Here is a 16,330-nt window from a genome sequence, read left to right on the forward strand (position 1 = left end):
TATTAAAAGTTAGTAATATATTCCGGTTTTTCCCATAATACAAGAGAGCCGGATTTCATTGATTCCTGAACTAATATATGTCTTTGATTAGCTGAACCTTTAAATACTAAAGATAAGTCTTTTTGAGCTTCGATAAATTCACCATCAACTAAAACATCTATGTAAGAAAGAAGTTCTTTAGTTTCAGGCCATTCATTAATCATTCGACCGAGTACATCTTTTTCAAAATCATATCCTGTAAAACACCAAATTGATTTTTCAGGATATACTTCACGAATCTTTCTTGCAAGAGGAAGAAGCCCCTGCTGATTTACGTGTTCTAAAGGTTCACCACCAAGAAACGTAATACCTTTGTAGAAATCAGGTTTAAGCAAATCTATTATATAATCAATTGTTTCCTGTGTAAAAGGTTTTCCAAAGTTAAAGTCCCAAGCTTCTTCGTTAAAACAACCGGGACATCTGTGAGTACAGCCACTAACAAACACGGAAACTCTTACTCCGGGACCGTTAGCAACATCATAACGCTTAATATCTGCGTAATTCATAAGCAACCTCCAAATTTATTGAAATAATACATTAAAATGGGCCTTCGCCAAATTAATTGCAAAGGCCCTGTAGGAAATATATGTTACTATAAATGTAAAACTCGTGCTTTAATTTCTTTTGTCTTACCAACATTCCAGAAGTTCTCACCTAAATAACCGCAAGTTCTTCTTGTTACATTCATTTTAGAATGATCTTTGTTGTGACACTGTGGGCATTCCCATTCGCCATCATCATTAATAATAATTTCTCCGTCATATCCGCATACATGACAATAATCTGATTTAGTGTTAAATTCAGCGTACTGTATGTTATCGTATATAAATTTAACTAATTCTTCAAGAGCTTCAAGGTTGTTACGCATGTTAGGTATTTCAACATATGAAATAGCACCACCTGAAGAAATAGACTGGAACTGACTTTCAAAAGTAAATTTGCTGAAAGCATCAATCTTTTCACGAACATCAACATGGTAAGAATTAGTATAATAACCCTTATCTGTAACATCCTTGATATCGCCAAATTTTTCTTTATCAATTCTTGCAAATCTATAACATAATGATTCAGCAGGTGTTCCGTATAAACCAAATGCAATACCTGTGTTTTCTTTCCATGAATCACAAGCAGCTCTTAAACGTTTCATAACACGCAATGCAAAATCAAGTCCCTTAGGGTCTGTATGGCTAACTCCTTTAACTAATTTAGTTACTTCATATAAACCAATGTAACCAAGAGAAATAGTTGAATAACCATCGTGTAATAATTTATCAATAGGTTCATTTTTACCAAGTCTTGCAATAGCACCATACTGCCAATGAATTGGGCTGACGTTAGAAAGTGTACCTTCTAATGCATGATGTCTGCACATAAGTGCTTCAAAGCAAAGAGATAATCTCTCTTCAAGAAGTGGCCAGAATTTTTCTTCATCCTGTCCTGAAATAATACCAATCTGTGGAAGGTTAATACTTACAACACCCTGGTTGAAACGACCTTCCCATTTGTAATTACCATTTTCATCTTTCCAAGGAGAAAGGAAAGAACGGCAACCCATACATGAGAATACCTGTCCTTCGTAATTTTCACGCATTTTCTTAGCTGAAATATAGTCAGGATACATTCTCTTAGAAGAACATTTAACAGCCATCTTAGTAATGTAGTCGTATTTGCCACCCTTTAAGCAGTTATGTTCATCTAAAACATATATAAGTTTAGGGAAAGCAGGAGTAACGTAAACACCCTGTTCATTTTTAATTCCCTCATAACGCTGTCTTAAAATCTCTTCAACAATCATTGCTACTTCATCTACATATTCATCATTTTCATCGATGTTTAAGAAAAGAGTAACAAATGGTGACTGACCGTTAGTTGTCATTAAAGTATTAATCTGATACTGGATTGTCTGAACACCTGACTTTAATTCATCATAAAGTCTGTCATTTACAAATGATTCTAATGTCTCAGGGTCAACCTTATCTCCATATTTTGAAAGATAATTTCTTGTATATTTTTCACGGCTTTTACGGAGATATTTTCCTAAATGCTTAATGTCTACAGACTGTCCACCGTACTGACTGCTTGCAACGCTTGCAATAATCTGAGTCATTACAGTACATGCAACCTGAAAACTCTTAGGACTTTCAATTAATTTTCCGTTGATAACAGTTCCGTTATCAAGCATATCTCCTATATTGATTAAGCAGCAGTTAAAAATAGGTTGCAAATAATAGTCTGAATCATGGAAATGAAGAATTCCTTCATCGTGAGCTTTAGAAATCTTTTCAGGAAGTAAAACTCTTCTTGTTAAATCCCTTGAAACTTCACCGGCAATTAAGTCACGCTGAGTTGATGCAACTACAGCATTCTTATTTGAATTCTCTTCCATAACATCCTTATTAGTATTACCAATTAATGCAAGAATAGAATCATCAGTAGTATTGGCTTTTCTAACAAGTTCTCTTGTATAACGATAAATGATGTATGTTTTTGCAAGAACAAATTTCTTCTCGGCCATAAGCTTCTGCTCAATAATATCCTGAATATCTTCAACTGCCATCTCATCAAAACCACGGTTTTCAATAGAAGCTAATATATTATAAATCTGTTCCTCACTAATTCTTTCTTCCTGGTCGACTTCTGTGTTCGCCTTCTGAATAGCTGATACAATTTTGTTACGATCATAAGTAGCTCTATGACCGTCACGTTTAATAACACTTATCATTTTTTTCGTTCCTTCTTTCTTTTCATATATCATGTATACAGCATTAAAAATACGATAATAATGCTGTTCTATATTAAACACAATTAAATACATTGTGTTTTTAGGCAATAAAAAAGCGATGTGTTAAACTATGATAATCAAGTAAGGTGTTTAACTCTTTCGCATGCATTAGATTATAGCACTAAGCTAAACGAATGTCTACAAAATATTGCGAAAATTAAAAAACAAAAACACAATATATAGTGTTTGAGAAAAGAGAGCCTTTAATAATGGGATGGAACAGAAAATAAAAAATTGTCAAGTGAAAAATAAATTAATTTAATTAAGTGAAATATATTTTATTTGAATGCAATTATAAATTTAAAGAGAAAAATATATTGCATATGTGAATGAAATTAAAAATCATTCTTCATCTTGATTCGGTTTTCTTTTCGTTTAAGGGCACAGTCCCACTCGGCCTGCTGAAATTCATTTTCAATGATAAGCGGTGGAACTTTTGTTGGTCTGTTATTAGCGCCCATTGCAACCATTACAAAGAAAGCTCTGTTAATAGGGTGACGCATTCCTTCATTATTTTCAACATAAGTATCTATGCGAACTTCCATTGAAGTGTTTCCGGTATATGTTACATAACCGATAATTACCAGCAAATCATTTACATAGGCTCCATCTTTAAAGTCTAAATGGTCGATTGCAGCAGTTGTTACATTATTGCAACCGGAATGGCGCTTTGCAACAATTCCGGCAATTTCATCAAGCATGGAAAGTAATGCTCCACCAAATAAACGACCGCCACCATTTAAATCACATGGCTTTATTACATGTACCTGCTCAGTCCTTGAAAAAGAAACTGTTTTTCCATTAATATTTTTTCTATTCATATATAAACACGCTCCTTTGTATAGTTAATTAATCATTAATATTGTTAATACTGTTAATACTGAATTATTCGTGACTATGCCGTAAAAGTGGCTGCAAGGATTAATTTTCATATTCATGGTTCAATTGTCAGTTCAGATACTGTCTGTTCTGCGAATAATTCAGGTTAAATTTCAATTATGCAGATAATTATTAAAAGTTAATATTATCACAATCGCATATGTAGAGTGCAAGAAGATATTTTAATCTGTTTTCAGGTATGTCTAAATCTAAGCATAACTGCTCCTTTATCTGATGAATGCGATAATTAATTGTATTTCTGTGAACAAAAAGTTTATTAGCAACTAAATTAACGCTTCCATTACATTCTAGATATACACGAAAAGTATTTAAGAGTTCACTATCATTTAATGGTGAAAGCAGTTTATGGGCATATTCACAAACATACTTGTCATCAATAGAAAGAGATATGTCGTAAAGTCCAATGTCAGAAAAATGCATTAGATTTTGTCCTTTTATAAATGAAACTTTTAAAGCCTTATAGGCTTGCATATAGTATTGGTACATTGAATCAATTGATTCAATATGATTACTTAAGCCTATATTACAATCGGTAGAAATAATGCTATTAGTGGAACAAATATAATAATGAATATTATCAAGTTCAATTTGTGCAAAATGTAGAATGGTTAAAGGTATTTTACTGGCAACAACTCTAAAGCCTATGAATTGATTAAGAATCTGTATATCTTCTTTTAAAGAAGAACGTAAAATACTTCTTAGAAATACACTGTTTTTTTGCAAAACAACTTTTTGCTCGGAAATAATTTCGTTACAATATTCCTGCATTATATCAGCTATATGAGTGTCCCATGGCATTGAAAAAATAGGAAAATTATTTTTTTCCCCAAATTCGATTATTCGAGAGGGAACATCTTTAATATACATACCAGTATTGATTAGTAAACCACAGGAACCTTTGATGTAAGCCGCGTTTATTAGATGGTCTAGTTTCTGAGTGCATTTAGTAGTTAGACCGGTTGTGATAATTAGTTCTCCACCTCTTACAAAAGAACTGTTATTTATATCGTCTAAAAGGTATACCCAAGTTATTTCTTTATTAAGATTCACAGAAGTAGTCAATAATTTTAAATTATATTTGGTGCTTGTTTTTTGATAAAAATATTCAAGTGTCAGTGACATGATAATATCTCCTTTTTAAGTATTTATTAGGCGCTTGTGACATATCATAATCTGCATAAAATAGCAGTTTATGATATGTCTTTAAGTTTGGTATTGTTATAAAAGAACCTAATTATCAGATATATTTCTTTTTATGATAAAGACTTTATGACTTTTTTGCCTTTAAATCATTAGGGAAGAAAATCGGATTTGCCAGATTAATACACGAAAATGTATTCATAATTATACATTATAACACAATAAAATTGTGCTGTAAGCACAAAAATAAAGTATGATATTATGCTTTATATGCTATAAAATGCAGAAATTGTGTGTTAATATTTGAATATACTAAAAAGAAGGTGAAAACATATTATAAGGAGGTTGCATGCAGAAAATAGAATTAATAGCATTAGATTTAGATGGCACGCTATTAAATGACAACAAAAAGATTTCCCCTGAAAGTATGCGTGTTATGGAGAAAATTATAAGTAAAGGTATATACATTGTGCCAACATCCGGAAGGATGTCAAATGATGATATTGTTCAGAAGAAACTTGAACCAATTGGAATCAGATATTTTATTGGAGAGAATGGTGGAATTATAAAAGATTGCGTTAAACAGAAAAATCTAAGAGTAGTTTCAATGGATTTATTTGAATCAATTGATTTAATAAAAGAATTGGAAAGATATCAAATATTTACATATTTTGTAAGTAACGAAAAAATTTATTATTCAACAAAAAATATAACAAATTTTTTACTGAATACGTTTGCTGAATTTTTTGAAGTATCAGGTGTGAATGAAGAAAGTTTGATAGATATTATAATGGAGAAAAATATTATTCCTGAAAAAATAGGAACATTACTTAACAGCCCTGGCGATGTGAAAAAAATTAAGAGGTTGAAGAATAAGTATAAGAAAATAATAATTATGCAGTCTAACATATTGGCTGTTGAAGCATGTTCAAAAAAAACTAGTAAGGGTATAGCTTTAGGGTGGTTATGTGAACAGTTGGGAATTAATAGGAAAAGCGTAGTTGCAATTGGAGATAGCGAAAGTGACATATCAATGCTTAATTATGCAGGAATTCCAGTGGCAATGGGAAATGCTTTAGATGAGGTTAAAAAGTGTGCAAAGTATGTTATTACAGAAAATAATAATGATGGTGTAGGAAAGTTTCTTATGGATATTTATAGAGAAATTCGTTGATACGAATGTATTTAAAAATAAAAAAACTAAAAGCAGGAAAGGAGAAAATTATGGGAATTTCATTAGCAAGATTAGACAACAGATTGTTACATGGAATAGTAGCTTCTCAGTGGACACCAAAGTCCGGTGCAAACAGAGTTATGGTAATTGATGACAAAACGGCTAATACGCCAATGCTAAAGGAGGCAATGCGAATAGGAAAACCGTCGGGGGTTTCTTTATCAATTATCAATAGAGAAACTGCATATACCAATTTTAAAAATGGTAAATACAATGGGCAGAAAGTCTTTGTTGTATGTAATGATCCGCAGATAATTTTAGATTTGATTGAGGACGGAAATGAGATTGGAACGCTAATTTTAGGTGGAACAGAAGTGCCTGAAAATACAGAAAGTATAAAAGTAAGTAAAAGGGCTTATGTGAAAAAAAAGGATGAATCTGTCTTTAAAAAAATCATGGAAAAAGGCACGAGAGTTTTAGTTCAGTATGTTCCAAATGATAAACCTGAACCGTTGGAAAAATTAATATAAAGAAAGTAGGAGGAAAAAACAATGGCAATAGGATTTGTAATCGCAGCGGCAGTAATAGCAGGATTACAGTATTTAGACAACTATGGTCCTCAGATTATAACAGACAATTATATGTTTTATGCAGTGCTGGTAGGTGCTGTTATGGGTGATCCGAAGACTGCTTTGATAGTTGGCGCAAGTATACAGTTGATGTCACTTGGTGTGGCAGCAATTGGTGGCTCAAGTGTTCCTAATTATGGAATGGCAGCGGTAGTTGCAACTGCACTTACAATTCACACGGGGCAGGATATGTCAGTGGGAATTGCAGTAGGTATAGCAGCTGGAGCATTAGGAGTGCAAATGGATGTAATTGCAAAAATTCTTAATGGATTTGTTGTGAGAAAAGCACAGAAATATTGTATGGAAAATAAATTTAAAAAAATGGAGAGGATTCTTTACTTAGGACCTGTTTTATTTTTCTTAAGTGCAGCTTTACCAACACTTATTATTTTAGCGTTTGGTGAAAATGTAACAGATTTTATAGTTAATTCAATGCCAAAATGGTTTACAGGGGGATTAACAATAGCATGTGGAATGTTACCTGTTATTGGTATTGGAATGTTACTTACATATATGCCTACGAAGAAATACATAGGCTTTGTAGCAATTGGCTTTGTGCTGGTTGCATATATGAATTTGAGTGTATTGCCTGTGGCTATTGTAGGTGCAGCAGTAGCATACGAGTATTACAAGAGACAGGCTGTTTCGACAACTGAAACAGTTTCTGTGGAAGGAGGGTTCGATGAAGATGAGTGATAGAACACCAGTATTGACTAAAAAAGATTTAAGACGTTGTGCATTAAGATCATGGATTAATGTAAATCTGTTTAATTATGAAACACAGCTTGGAGGTGCAGTAGCATTTGCAGAGGCAAAGGCACTAAGAAAAATTTATCCTGATGATGATGATTATCAGAAGGCAATGATGAATCAGTTTAAGTATTATAATACAATGCCATATTTTCATGGATTGCTTTTAGGTGCTGGATTAGCAATGGAAGATAAAGACGGACTTGAGGCTTTGGATGCAGTTCAGTCACTTAAAGTAGGACTAATGGGACCTTTAGCTGGAGTAGGTGATTCTTTAGGATGGATATTATTACCTACAATATTTGGTTCTATAGCCGGTTATATGGGAACTAAAGGTAACCCTATAGGATTAATTATATGGTGTACATTATATGTTGTGTTCTATATTTGGAGACTATCGTGGTGGAATTATGGATATAAGTTAGGAGCAAGCTTTATTTCAGCAATAGGTAATAAGTTAAATGCTTTTACTGAATGTGCTTCGATTTTAGGATTGTTTGTAGTAGGAGCAATGATTCCAAGTGTAGTAACAATGACAACAGGGCTAAAGTTTAAGTACGGAGATGTGTCTATGAATATACAAACAGATATTTTAGATGCAATATTACCTTGTATGTTACCGTTGGCTTTAACAGTAGTGGTTTATAAATTGCTGAAAAAAGGCGTTAAATTGACATATATAATTTTAGGCTTATTAGTTATTGGGTGTATAGGTGCTGCAACTGGACTGTTGGCATAACATATCTAATGGGAAATTTCTACACATTGAAATAGGTATATTTCTTTGTGGGAAATTTCCTTTAGAAAAAGATAATATTTTTTAGGTTGAGAGAGGAATTATGGTTAGATATATTTTTGCATCACATTATAGAATGGCAGATGGGTTAAAGGAAACAGTAGAATTTTTAACATCCGTAAATGAAAACGTATATGCTATTTCGGCTTATGTAACGGAAAATTATAATATTGAAGAGGAAATTAAAAAAGTCTTTGATAAATTTTCAAAAGAAGATAAGGTCGTTGTAATGACAGATGTCTTAGCAGGAAGTGTAAATCAAAAATTTATCCCATACGTTAATGAAAATATATTTTTGATTACAGGTATAAATGCACCTCTTGCAATGGAACTTGTGTTACTACCTGAAGAATGTATAAACAAAGAGCAGTTATCAAACTCTGTTAAATTAGCAAGAGAAACAATACAATTTGTGAATGAAATAAGTTCGGATGCGAATGAAGAAGATGAATAAAATTAAGAAAGGAAATTATTATGATTTTAGTATCAACAAGTACAGTTAAAATCACACCCACAGGACCTTACTTACCATGCTTCGTAAGTGGAAATCCTTTGAGAAGCGAAAAAACAAATAAAGTTCATGATTGTTTTGAGTGTACTGTAATAGTATTCAAAATTAATAACAAGTTAATGGTATGGGGAGAAATAGATATAATAGAAATAGATTTTAGATTAGCGGATACTATGAGAAAATCTGTACAGAAGATGTACAATGTACCATATGAGAATATAATAATAGGTACAATTCACACCCATACAGGTCCTGAAACATTAGAAGAAAATGCATTTGGAATGGATGAAGTAAAAGTTGTTCCGGGATATAGGGAATTTTTAGTCAAAAAGTTTGAAGAAGCAGTTAGTGAGTGCTTTAATAAAGGATTTACACAGGTTACACCTTACGTTAGAAATACAGTTATCGATGGTTTATATGGAAATCGAAACGGCAAGGGAGGTATTGAAGATAAAAATATATTAGAAATTAAGTTTGTTGATAAAAATGGTAATATTGTGGCAGGGTGTTTTAACATAGCGTGTCACGCAACTGTAAATGATCCAATGAGTGTTGAATTGACAACAGACATTATTGGATATTTAAGTAGGACAATAGAGAAAGAATGGGGTGTTTCGCCACTTATGATGCAAGGAGCAAGTGGCGATATGGGAAACAGACAATATAGAAAAAAAGCTGGATTTGATGAGATTAAAAGATTAGGGGATGCAATAATTGCACAATTGAGAATGGCAGGAGACTATAAACCGGTATTATTTTCTGATATCAAAATAGATAAGTATCATTATTTAGACGAATTCGACAAAAGTAATGACACTATGGAAAATTTGAAAAAAGAAATAAGTGAGGATGTGGCAAAGTTAAAAATTGAAAAAGACTTTGATCAGAGAAAGCTATTAATAAGTGGTTTAACTTTTTTAAAACAACAGTATAATGAAAAACACGTAAAAAATGAATTTGATGCATCGATAATAAGATTGGGAGATTTGGAGATATGTCAGATACCTGCTGAATTGTTTTCATGTTTCGGATTGCAAATAAAAGCAGCCAGTAAAGCCAAATATTGTATAATATGGGGATATACAAATGGAATGGTTGGATATATGGTTAGGTCAGAGGAATACGAAACATGCTATGAAGGAAGAAGCACTAAATTTAGACAGGGAGAACCAGAAAAAATAACGGAGGATTTGGTTGAATTAATTAAGAAAAGATATAAGTAAGTAGTTTTGTGTGTATGGACTCCGGAGAAATAGAAAACTTCGGAGTCTAATATTTTATGTTAGAGAGGGAAAAAATGTTAAAAAGTTGGAAAGGACAACTCTATATAATTGCGTCGGCAATTCTTTTTGGAACAATGCCTTTTTTAACAAAAATGGCGTATAAAAGTGGTAGTAATGCTTATTCGGTTGTATTTTGGAGATTTTTATGGGCGAGTATATTTATGGCAATAATCATAAAAGGATTCTATAATAAAAAAATACTGTTAAGTAAAGACAAATTAATTAAAATATTGGGATTATCTATTTTATATGGAGTTACCCCAATTTTATTATATATTTCATACAATTACATAGACTCAGGATTGGCAACGTCATTGCATTTTACTTATCCTATTTCTGTTATGATTATTATGGCTATAGTTTTTAAAACAAATATGGAAAAAAAACAGGTTTTGTGTGCTATAGTGTGCGTAGTGGGAATAATAATGTTATATTCTCCGGAAAAGCAGGCTGGAGTAAAAGGAATGGCTTTAGCTGTAATTTCAGGAATAGTATATTCACTATATGTTATATTATTGGAAAAATCTAAATTAAAGGGTGAATCTGTAATGTTAATATCTTTTTGGTTATGCTTTTTTGCTGCTATAGAGACAGGAATATTTTCTGCATTTATTGGAAAACTCAGATTTATAGGAAGCATGCAGGAATTTTTAGCAGAAATATGTTTGGCATTTTTTGCAACAGTTATAGCATTGGTATTATTTCAAAAAGGTGCTTTTTTATGTGGTGCGTTAACTGCATCATTGCTGAGTACATTTGAACCATTGACAGGAGTAATAATTGGATTGATTGTTTTTAAAGAGGAAATGACATGGAAACTTGGAATGGGAATATTTTTAATTCTTTTTTCAACAATCCTAGTTGTTTTGCCTGTCAAAGAAAAGAAAAAAATAAATATTGAAAGAAAAAATAGGTATTTTTGAAACACAGTATGAAATATATTTTAGAAACTTTCCCATAAAGAGTATTTGTGGTATAATGTGAAAATGTTAGTGTTTGAGGAAAAACAGTAATTTATAAAATTAAAATGATATAGAAGATAGGAAATAGTAGTTATGGGAAAAATTATTTTAACAGGTGACCGTCCAACAGGAAAACTTCATGTAGGACATTATGTAGGTTCATTAAAAAGACGAGTAGAGTTACAGAACTCAGGTGAATTTGATGATATTTTTATTATGATTGCAGATGCACAGGCATTAACTGATAATGCAGATAATCCGGCAAAGATTAGAGACAATATCATGGAAGTTGCACTTGATTATTTGTCAGTAGGAATTGATCCTGCTAAGTCTAATATATTTGTACAGTCAGCAGTTACAGAATTAACAGAATTAACATTTTATTATATGAATTTGGTTACAGTATCTAGATTGCAGAGAAATCCTACTGTAAAATCAGAAATTCAGATGCGTAATTTCGAAACAAGTATTCCTACTGGATTTTTCACATATCCAATCAGTCAGGCTTCAGATATTACAGCATTTAAGGCAACAACAGTTCCTGTAGGAGAGGACCAGATGCCTATGCTTGAACAGACAAGAGAGATTGTTCACAAGTTTAACTCAGTATACGGGGAGACACTTGTAGAACCACAGATTCTCCTTCCTGACAATAAGGCATGCTTAAGACTTCCGGGAATTGATGGAAAGGCTAAGATGAGTAAGTCTCTTGGAAATTGTATCTATCTTTCAGAAGATGAGAAGGAAGTTAAGAAGAAAGTAATGTCTATGTTTACAGACCCTGATCATATCCGTATCGAAGATCCGGGTAAGATTGAAGGAAATACAGTATTCACATATTTGGATGCATTTTCAAATGAAGGACATTTTGCAGAATATCTTCCTGAATATGCAAACCTTGATGAATTAAAAGCTCATTATCAGAGAGGTGGACTTGGGGATGTTAAGGTTAAGAAGTTCCTTAACAATGTTATCCAGGAAGAGCTTTCTCCAATCAGAGCACGTAGAAAAGAATACGAAAAAGACATCGAAGGTGTATACGAAATCCTTAAAAAAGGAACAGAAGTTGCACAGGAAAGAGCAGCACAGACTTTAAGCGAAGTTAAACATGCAATGAAGATTGATTATTTTGAAGATCCTGAATTTTTAAGTGAACAGATTAAAAAATATAAATAAGATTTAGAAATATAAAAACCACATCAGATATACTATTTTTAAAGTTAACTAAAAGAAAATAGGTAAAGATGTGGTTTTTGTTTTAAATTAAAGTGAATAAAAATTTCATATCTGAGTTATAAAGTTGTTTAAATTCTCCGAAATAAAAGTTATTTAAAGTTTAACAATAAAGTTGGTCAAATTCTCCAAGTAAAGTTATTTAAAACTCAAAAATAAAAAAAGTTAATTAATTTACAAAAATAAAACTCATTTAAATTCCCAAAATATCAATAACATCTAATCCCGTTTCTACAATATATGCAGGAATGGATTCGTACTCAGGTTCAGGATATTTTAAGTCAGGTATGCAAATAGAAGGAATATTTGCATTCTTTGAAGCTAATAAACCATTTTCAGAATCCTCCAATATAAGAGCAGCTTTTAAGGGAACATCCACTGATTTCCATGCTTTAAGAAAAATTTCAGGGTTTGGTTTAGATTCGTTAACTTTGTCACCACCAATAACGAAACTAAAATATTTATCAATTTCTGCACGTTTTAAATATTTTAATACAATTTCAGTTTTAGTGGATGAAGCAACTACACATGGAATATTTGCGGCAAATAGAGCCTGCAAAAGCTCTTTTATTCCGGGCTTAATCTGAACTCCGTTTTTTTCAATTATATAATTCACCTGTTTTCGGGTCTCGTTAGAGATTATCTCATCAGGATAATCAGAACCGTAAATATCATAAAGAGTACGTTTGAGAGTCTCTCCGGCAATACCTAATGTTTTTACATAATTTTCTTTTCTTTGTTTATAACCGTATTTTTCTAATATAGGAGCCTGAGTTTCCATAAACAACTTTTCCGTATCAAAAAGCAGCCCGTCCATATCAAAAATAACAAGTTTAGTTTTGGTTTTTAGTTCTCTATTTTTACAAATAATCATATATAATGCTCCAATTCATAATAAAAATAATCGAATACTTAAATAATAGTGATAAAGGCATAGATGTTACAAGTTCTGAGGCATATTATGATACTTTCATCACATCTAAAATAAATCATAAAATAAAAATTTAATTAGGTCAAAATATTTATTAAAAAATTAATAAATGTGAAGTGAAAAAATTATTCCCATTTTGAATTGGGCAAAGTGGATTTTAGTCTTACAAAAATTAATAAACGTGGTAGGAAAATAAATCTTTCATAAGAAAAGGAATCAAGAAAATAATTTTTATAAAAGATATTGACGTGAAAAAAATTATTATGTATTATAAAGATATGAAAATGATTTTCGCGAAAGGAAATAAGATGAAAAAAAATATTTCGGTAATTGAAAATATAAACAGATTATATGACTCGTTTTTTGAACAGGAAAAAAAGATAGGAAATTACATACTTAGCAATTATAAAGAAGTTGTAAATATGACAATTTCAGAATTAGCTAAGAATAGTGGAACAAGTGTAGCAAGTGTTTCACGATTTTGTAAAAAGTGTGACGTGGACGGATTTCACCATTTGAAGATTGCATTGGCAAGAGAAATTGTTGAAGGTGATGACAACATACCGGTTTCTAATGATATTACAAGAGAAGATATCGGACAGTCATTACAAAATATTTTAGCAAATAAAATAGAAGAAATGAAGCAGACCATTTCGTTAATAGATACAAAAGAATTTGATAAGATTCTTGAAAGTATACAGAATGCGGGAATTGTACAGTTTGTTGCAGTAGGAAATACGATTCCTGTAGCTTTAGACGGCGCATATAAGTTTAATGAAATTGGAATCCGCTCCATGGCAGGAAGCATATGGGAAACTCAATTATCATTTTCTATGACTTTAAAAGAACAAGATGTGTTAATTGCAATTTCTAACACAGGAGAGTCGAAGCAGGTTCAGAAAATGGTTGAGGCCGCAAAGGAAAATGGAGCAACAACCATTGGCATTACAAATAATCCCGATTCGACTATTGCAAAGACGGTAGACTATCATATACAGACGGCTACCAGAGAAAAATTATTCTTAAATGAGTTTTATTTCTCAAGAGTATCAGCAACAACAATTATAGAAATTCTATATTTGTTTTTAACAGTAGGACAGCAGAAAAGTTATGAAAGATTAAGCAAATGTGAAAATCTTATGGCAGATGAAAAATTATAAGAGGAGGAAACATTTATAGAAAATGAACGAAGTTCATTTTCTATAAATGTTTCCGACGAATAGCCGCCGACCGAAGGGAGGGGGCAATACATATTAACAGGAGGAATTATAAAATGAAACAAAAATGTGCAAAAGCAGCTTATGAAATGATTAAAGATGGAATGGTTATAGGACTTGGTGGAGGAAGAACAATAGCTTTTCTTATTGAAGAACTAAAAAATGGAAATAAGAAAGTTAAAGCAGTTACACCTAGCGAAGATACAATGAATTTATGTGTCAAAGCAGGAATAGAAGTATTACCATTAGAATTTGTTAAGCAAATTGATATTGCGTTTGACGGATGCAATGAGATTGACAAAAATCTTAATGCGTTAAAGACTGATGGCGGAATTTTTACAAGAGAAAAAATAGTAGCTGTTATGGCAAAAGATTATGTGATATTAGCGGATGAAGAAAAATATTCAGATGAGTTAACATTTGAACATGCAGTTGCAGTGGAAGTAATAAAAAGTGCAAAAGAATATGTTAAATCTAAATTAGAAGAAATGGGAGCAAAAGTAGAAGAACGTTCAACAGAAATGAAAATGGGAACTTTATTAAGTGATGACGGAAACTATCTTATGAATGCGTACTTTGAAAAAGGGCAGGATGTAAAAGCATTAGATGAAAAATTAAAGCACATAACAGGCATAGTAGAAACATCATTATTTTATAATATAGTGTCAAAAGCATTAATTGCAGGAGAAAGTGGCATTCGTGTAATAGATTAAAAGATTGTGGTGTTATACAAAAGCAATTTGAAAAATGTGGATATTAAGTTAGGAGGATAATCATGAGTAATTTAAACTGGGGAATAGTTGGTACAGGATGGATTGGCAGTGAAATGGCAGAGGCTTTGTGGGCAGTACATGGAACTGTTTATGGAGTGTGTGGAAGTTCGCTTGAGAAGGCTGAAAATTTTGCCAAAGAATATAAAATAGAACATGCATATAATGATTTAGATGAAATGCTATCAGATAAGAATATTCATATAGTATACATTGCGACTCCACACAATATGCATTATGAAATGATGCTTAAATCATTAAAGGCAGGAAAGCATGTATTTTGTGAAAAGGCAATTACGGTAAACAGCAGACAGTTAGAAGAATGCGTCAAGGTGGCAAAGAAAAATAATTTAGTTATATGTGATGGCGTGACACTTCTTCACATGCCTTTATATAAGAAGATAAAGAAAATGATAGAAGATGGTGAAATTGGAAAGGTAAAAATGGTGCAGGTTAATTTTGGAAGCTGCAAGGAATATGATGTGAATAACAGATTTTTCTCAAAATCATTAGCAGGTGGGGCATTGCTTGATATAGGAGTATATGCAGTATCATTTGCCAGATATTTTATGGAAAGTAAGCCAAATGTTGTTCTTACCACTGCAAATTATTTTGAAACAGGAGTTGATGAAACAAGTGGAATTATTTTAAAAAATAATGATGGGCAAATGTCTGTTATTGCACTTACAATGAGAGCAAAACAACCAAAAAGAGGTGTTATTTCAGGAGAAAAGGGATATATACAGATAGATGAATATCCAAGAGCTCAAAAAGCAACAATTACATATACTGCTGACGGACATACTGAGGTTATAGACGAAGGTGATACGAAAAAAGCACTTCAATATGAAGTTATGGATATGGAAGAATATATTAATAATAATTCAGGACAGGAAAATCTTCAGATTGTAAGAGATGTAATGGAAACTCTTACTTCAGTTAGAAATCAGTGGGGAATGGTTTACGATTTTGAATAAGTAAAATTATGTAATGCCACAAGTTATAGATTAAAAGCCACTATATGCTTATGATAGTATATTTTTTTAGTAGATATTTGATTATTTACCTTTTCTACGTTAAAGAATACTATTGTTGCATGAGGTGGCTTTTAAATTATTGTAAGGTCTCGACATATAAAATTTATCAGGAATAAAAGTAATCCCGTTGTTCTGAGAAACTAAATGAAGAACAACATATTCGTCATGTGTTTCGT

General features: G+C 31.8%; 16 protein-coding genes. 11 read left to right on the forward strand and 5 right to left on the reverse strand.

Translation table 11 applies throughout. The features are described 5' to 3' along the window. Positions 1–2: 2 nt before the first annotated feature. The 4 genes from nrdG to DWW96_RS06715 all read right to left on the reverse strand — a co-directional run bounded on the left by nrdG (position 3) and on the right by DWW96_RS06715 (position 4,843). A complete protein-coding gene (gene nrdG / locus DWW96_RS06700) occupies positions 3–545 on the reverse strand; it encodes an anaerobic ribonucleoside-triphosphate reductase activating protein (RefSeq protein ID WP_022089061.1) in 543 nt (180 codons plus the stop codon). Between the two features lie 86 nt (positions 546–631). Further along, positions 632–2,761 carry an anaerobic ribonucleoside-triphosphate reductase gene (gene nrdD, locus DWW96_RS06705; RefSeq protein WP_022089062.1) on the reverse strand — a complete coding sequence of 710 codons (2,130 nt, stop codon included), beginning with the start codon at positions 2,759–2,761 and terminating at the stop codon, positions 632–634. 395 nt (positions 2,762–3,156) lie between these two features. Beyond that, positions 3,157–3,642, reverse strand: coding sequence for an acyl-CoA thioesterase (locus DWW96_RS06710; RefSeq protein ID WP_022089248.1), 486 nt, complete (start codon positions 3,640–3,642; stop codon positions 3,157–3,159). Positions 3,643–3,832: 190 nt separating this feature from the next. Then, on the reverse strand, positions 3,833–4,843 hold the full coding sequence (locus tag DWW96_RS06715; RefSeq protein WP_117909883.1) for a PucR family transcriptional regulator: 1,011 nt from the start codon (positions 4,841–4,843) through the stop codon (positions 3,833–3,835). 367 nt (positions 4,844–5,210) lie between these two features. Between DWW96_RS06715 and DWW96_RS06720 the strand changes: the two genes are divergently transcribed. From DWW96_RS06720 to trpS, 8 genes are all read left to right on the forward strand, one after another. Continuing rightward, positions 5,211–6,035 carry a Cof-type HAD-IIB family hydrolase gene (locus DWW96_RS06720; RefSeq protein ID WP_117909884.1) on the forward strand — a complete coding sequence of 275 codons (825 nt, stop codon included), beginning with the start codon at positions 5,211–5,213 and terminating at the stop codon, positions 6,033–6,035. 50 nt (positions 6,036–6,085) lie between these two features. Continuing rightward, positions 6,086–6,565, forward strand: coding sequence for a PTS sugar transporter subunit IIB (locus DWW96_RS06725; protein ID WP_117909885.1), 480 nt, complete (start codon positions 6,086–6,088; stop codon positions 6,563–6,565). 21 nt (positions 6,566–6,586) lie between these two features. Beyond that, a complete protein-coding gene (locus tag DWW96_RS06730; protein WP_117909886.1) occupies positions 6,587–7,360 on the forward strand; it encodes a PTS sugar transporter subunit IIC in 774 nt (257 codons plus the stop codon). After that, a complete protein-coding gene (locus DWW96_RS06735) occupies positions 7,347–8,153 on the forward strand; it encodes a PTS system mannose/fructose/sorbose family transporter subunit IID (protein WP_243003034.1) in 807 nt (268 codons plus the stop codon). Before DWW96_RS06730 ends, DWW96_RS06735 begins: the two co-directional genes overlap by 14 nt. 100 nt (positions 8,154–8,253) lie before the next feature. Beyond that, on the forward strand, positions 8,254–8,664 hold the full coding sequence (locus tag DWW96_RS06740) for a PTS fructose transporter subunit IIA (protein ID WP_117909887.1): 411 nt from the start codon (positions 8,254–8,256) through the stop codon (positions 8,662–8,664). Positions 8,665–8,684: 20 nt separating this feature from the next. Next, on the forward strand, positions 8,685–9,944 hold the full coding sequence (locus DWW96_RS06745) for a hypothetical protein (protein ID WP_117909888.1): 1,260 nt from the start codon (positions 8,685–8,687) through the stop codon (positions 9,942–9,944). Positions 9,945–10,018: 74 nt separating this feature from the next. Then, the gene (locus tag DWW96_RS06750; protein ID WP_158562659.1) at positions 10,019–10,927 is read left to right on the forward strand and encodes a DMT family transporter; all 909 of its coding nucleotides are present in this window, start codon (positions 10,019–10,021) and stop codon (positions 10,925–10,927) included. Between the two features lie 132 nt (positions 10,928–11,059). Beyond that, entirely contained in the window at positions 11,060–12,142 is a 1,083-nt protein-coding gene (gene trpS / locus DWW96_RS06755; protein ID WP_022089247.1) for a tryptophan--tRNA ligase, read from the forward strand. A gap of 250 nt (positions 12,143–12,392) precedes the next feature. Here the strand turns inward: trpS and DWW96_RS06760 are convergent, their stop codons facing one another. Continuing rightward, entirely contained in the window at positions 12,393–13,073 is a 681-nt protein-coding gene (locus DWW96_RS06760) for an HAD family phosphatase (protein WP_117909890.1), read from the reverse strand. Between the two features lie 365 nt (positions 13,074–13,438). Here DWW96_RS06760 and DWW96_RS06765 point away from each other — a divergent pair, with 365 nt between their 5' ends. The 3 genes from DWW96_RS06765 (at position 13,439) to DWW96_RS06775 (ending at position 16,094) form a co-directional block, all read left to right on the forward strand. Then, a complete protein-coding gene (locus DWW96_RS06765; protein WP_117909891.1) occupies positions 13,439–14,290 on the forward strand; it encodes a MurR/RpiR family transcriptional regulator in 852 nt (283 codons plus the stop codon). 113 nt (positions 14,291–14,403) lie between these two features. Further along, positions 14,404–15,060: a ribose 5-phosphate isomerase A gene (gene rpiA, locus DWW96_RS06770; RefSeq protein ID WP_117909892.1), complete on the forward strand. Its 657-nt coding sequence runs from the start codon at positions 14,404–14,406 to the stop codon at positions 15,058–15,060. 62 nt (positions 15,061–15,122) lie between these two features. Further along, complete coding sequence (locus tag DWW96_RS06775) at positions 15,123–16,094, forward strand: Gfo/Idh/MocA family oxidoreductase (protein ID WP_117909893.1); 972 nt, start codon at positions 15,123–15,125, stop codon at positions 16,092–16,094. Positions 16,095–16,330 lie beyond the last annotated feature (236 nt).

The organism is Eubacterium sp. AF17-7 (genome assembly GCF_003461285.1).
Lineage (GTDB): Bacteria > Bacillota > Clostridia > Lachnospirales > Lachnospiraceae > Eubacterium_U > Eubacterium_U album.

Bases quoted from the DNA above. Each gene is read 5' to 3' on its own strand.
- nrdG (WP_022089061.1), bottom strand. From the start codon at position 545: ATGAATTACGCAGATATTAAGCGTTATGATGTTGCTAACGGTCCCGGA.
- nrdD (WP_022089062.1), bottom strand. From the start codon at position 2,761: ATGATAAGTGTTATTAAACGTGACGGTCATAGAGCTACTTATGATCGT.
- DWW96_RS06710 (WP_022089248.1), bottom strand. From the start codon at position 3,642: ATGAATAGAAAAAATATTAATGGAAAAACAGTTTCTTTTTCAAGGACT.
- DWW96_RS06715 (WP_117909883.1), bottom strand. From the start codon at position 4,843: ATGTCACTGACACTTGAATATTTTTATCAAAAAACAAGCACCAAATAT.
- DWW96_RS06720 (WP_117909884.1), top strand. From the start codon at position 5,211: ATGCAGAAAATAGAATTAATAGCATTAGATTTAGATGGCACGCTATTA.
- DWW96_RS06725 (WP_117909885.1), top strand. From the start codon at position 6,086: ATGGGAATTTCATTAGCAAGATTAGACAACAGATTGTTACATGGAATA.
- DWW96_RS06730 (WP_117909886.1), top strand. From the start codon at position 6,587: ATGGCAATAGGATTTGTAATCGCAGCGGCAGTAATAGCAGGATTACAG.
- DWW96_RS06735 (WP_243003034.1), top strand. From the start codon at position 7,347: ATGAAGATGAGTGATAGAACACCAGTATTGACTAAAAAAGATTTAAGA.
- DWW96_RS06740 (WP_117909887.1), top strand. From the start codon at position 8,254: ATGGTTAGATATATTTTTGCATCACATTATAGAATGGCAGATGGGTTA.
- DWW96_RS06745 (WP_117909888.1), top strand. From the start codon at position 8,685: ATGATTTTAGTATCAACAAGTACAGTTAAAATCACACCCACAGGACCT.
- DWW96_RS06750 (WP_158562659.1), top strand. From the start codon at position 10,019: ATGTTAAAAAGTTGGAAAGGACAACTCTATATAATTGCGTCGGCAATT.
- trpS (WP_022089247.1), top strand. From the start codon at position 11,060: ATGGGAAAAATTATTTTAACAGGTGACCGTCCAACAGGAAAACTTCAT.
- DWW96_RS06760 (WP_117909890.1), bottom strand. From the start codon at position 13,073: ATGATTATTTGTAAAAATAGAGAACTAAAAACCAAAACTAAACTTGTT.
- DWW96_RS06765 (WP_117909891.1), top strand. From the start codon at position 13,439: ATGAAAAAAAATATTTCGGTAATTGAAAATATAAACAGATTATATGAC.
- rpiA (WP_117909892.1), top strand. From the start codon at position 14,404: ATGAAACAAAAATGTGCAAAAGCAGCTTATGAAATGATTAAAGATGGA.
- DWW96_RS06775 (WP_117909893.1), top strand. From the start codon at position 15,123: ATGAGTAATTTAAACTGGGGAATAGTTGGTACAGGATGGATTGGCAGT.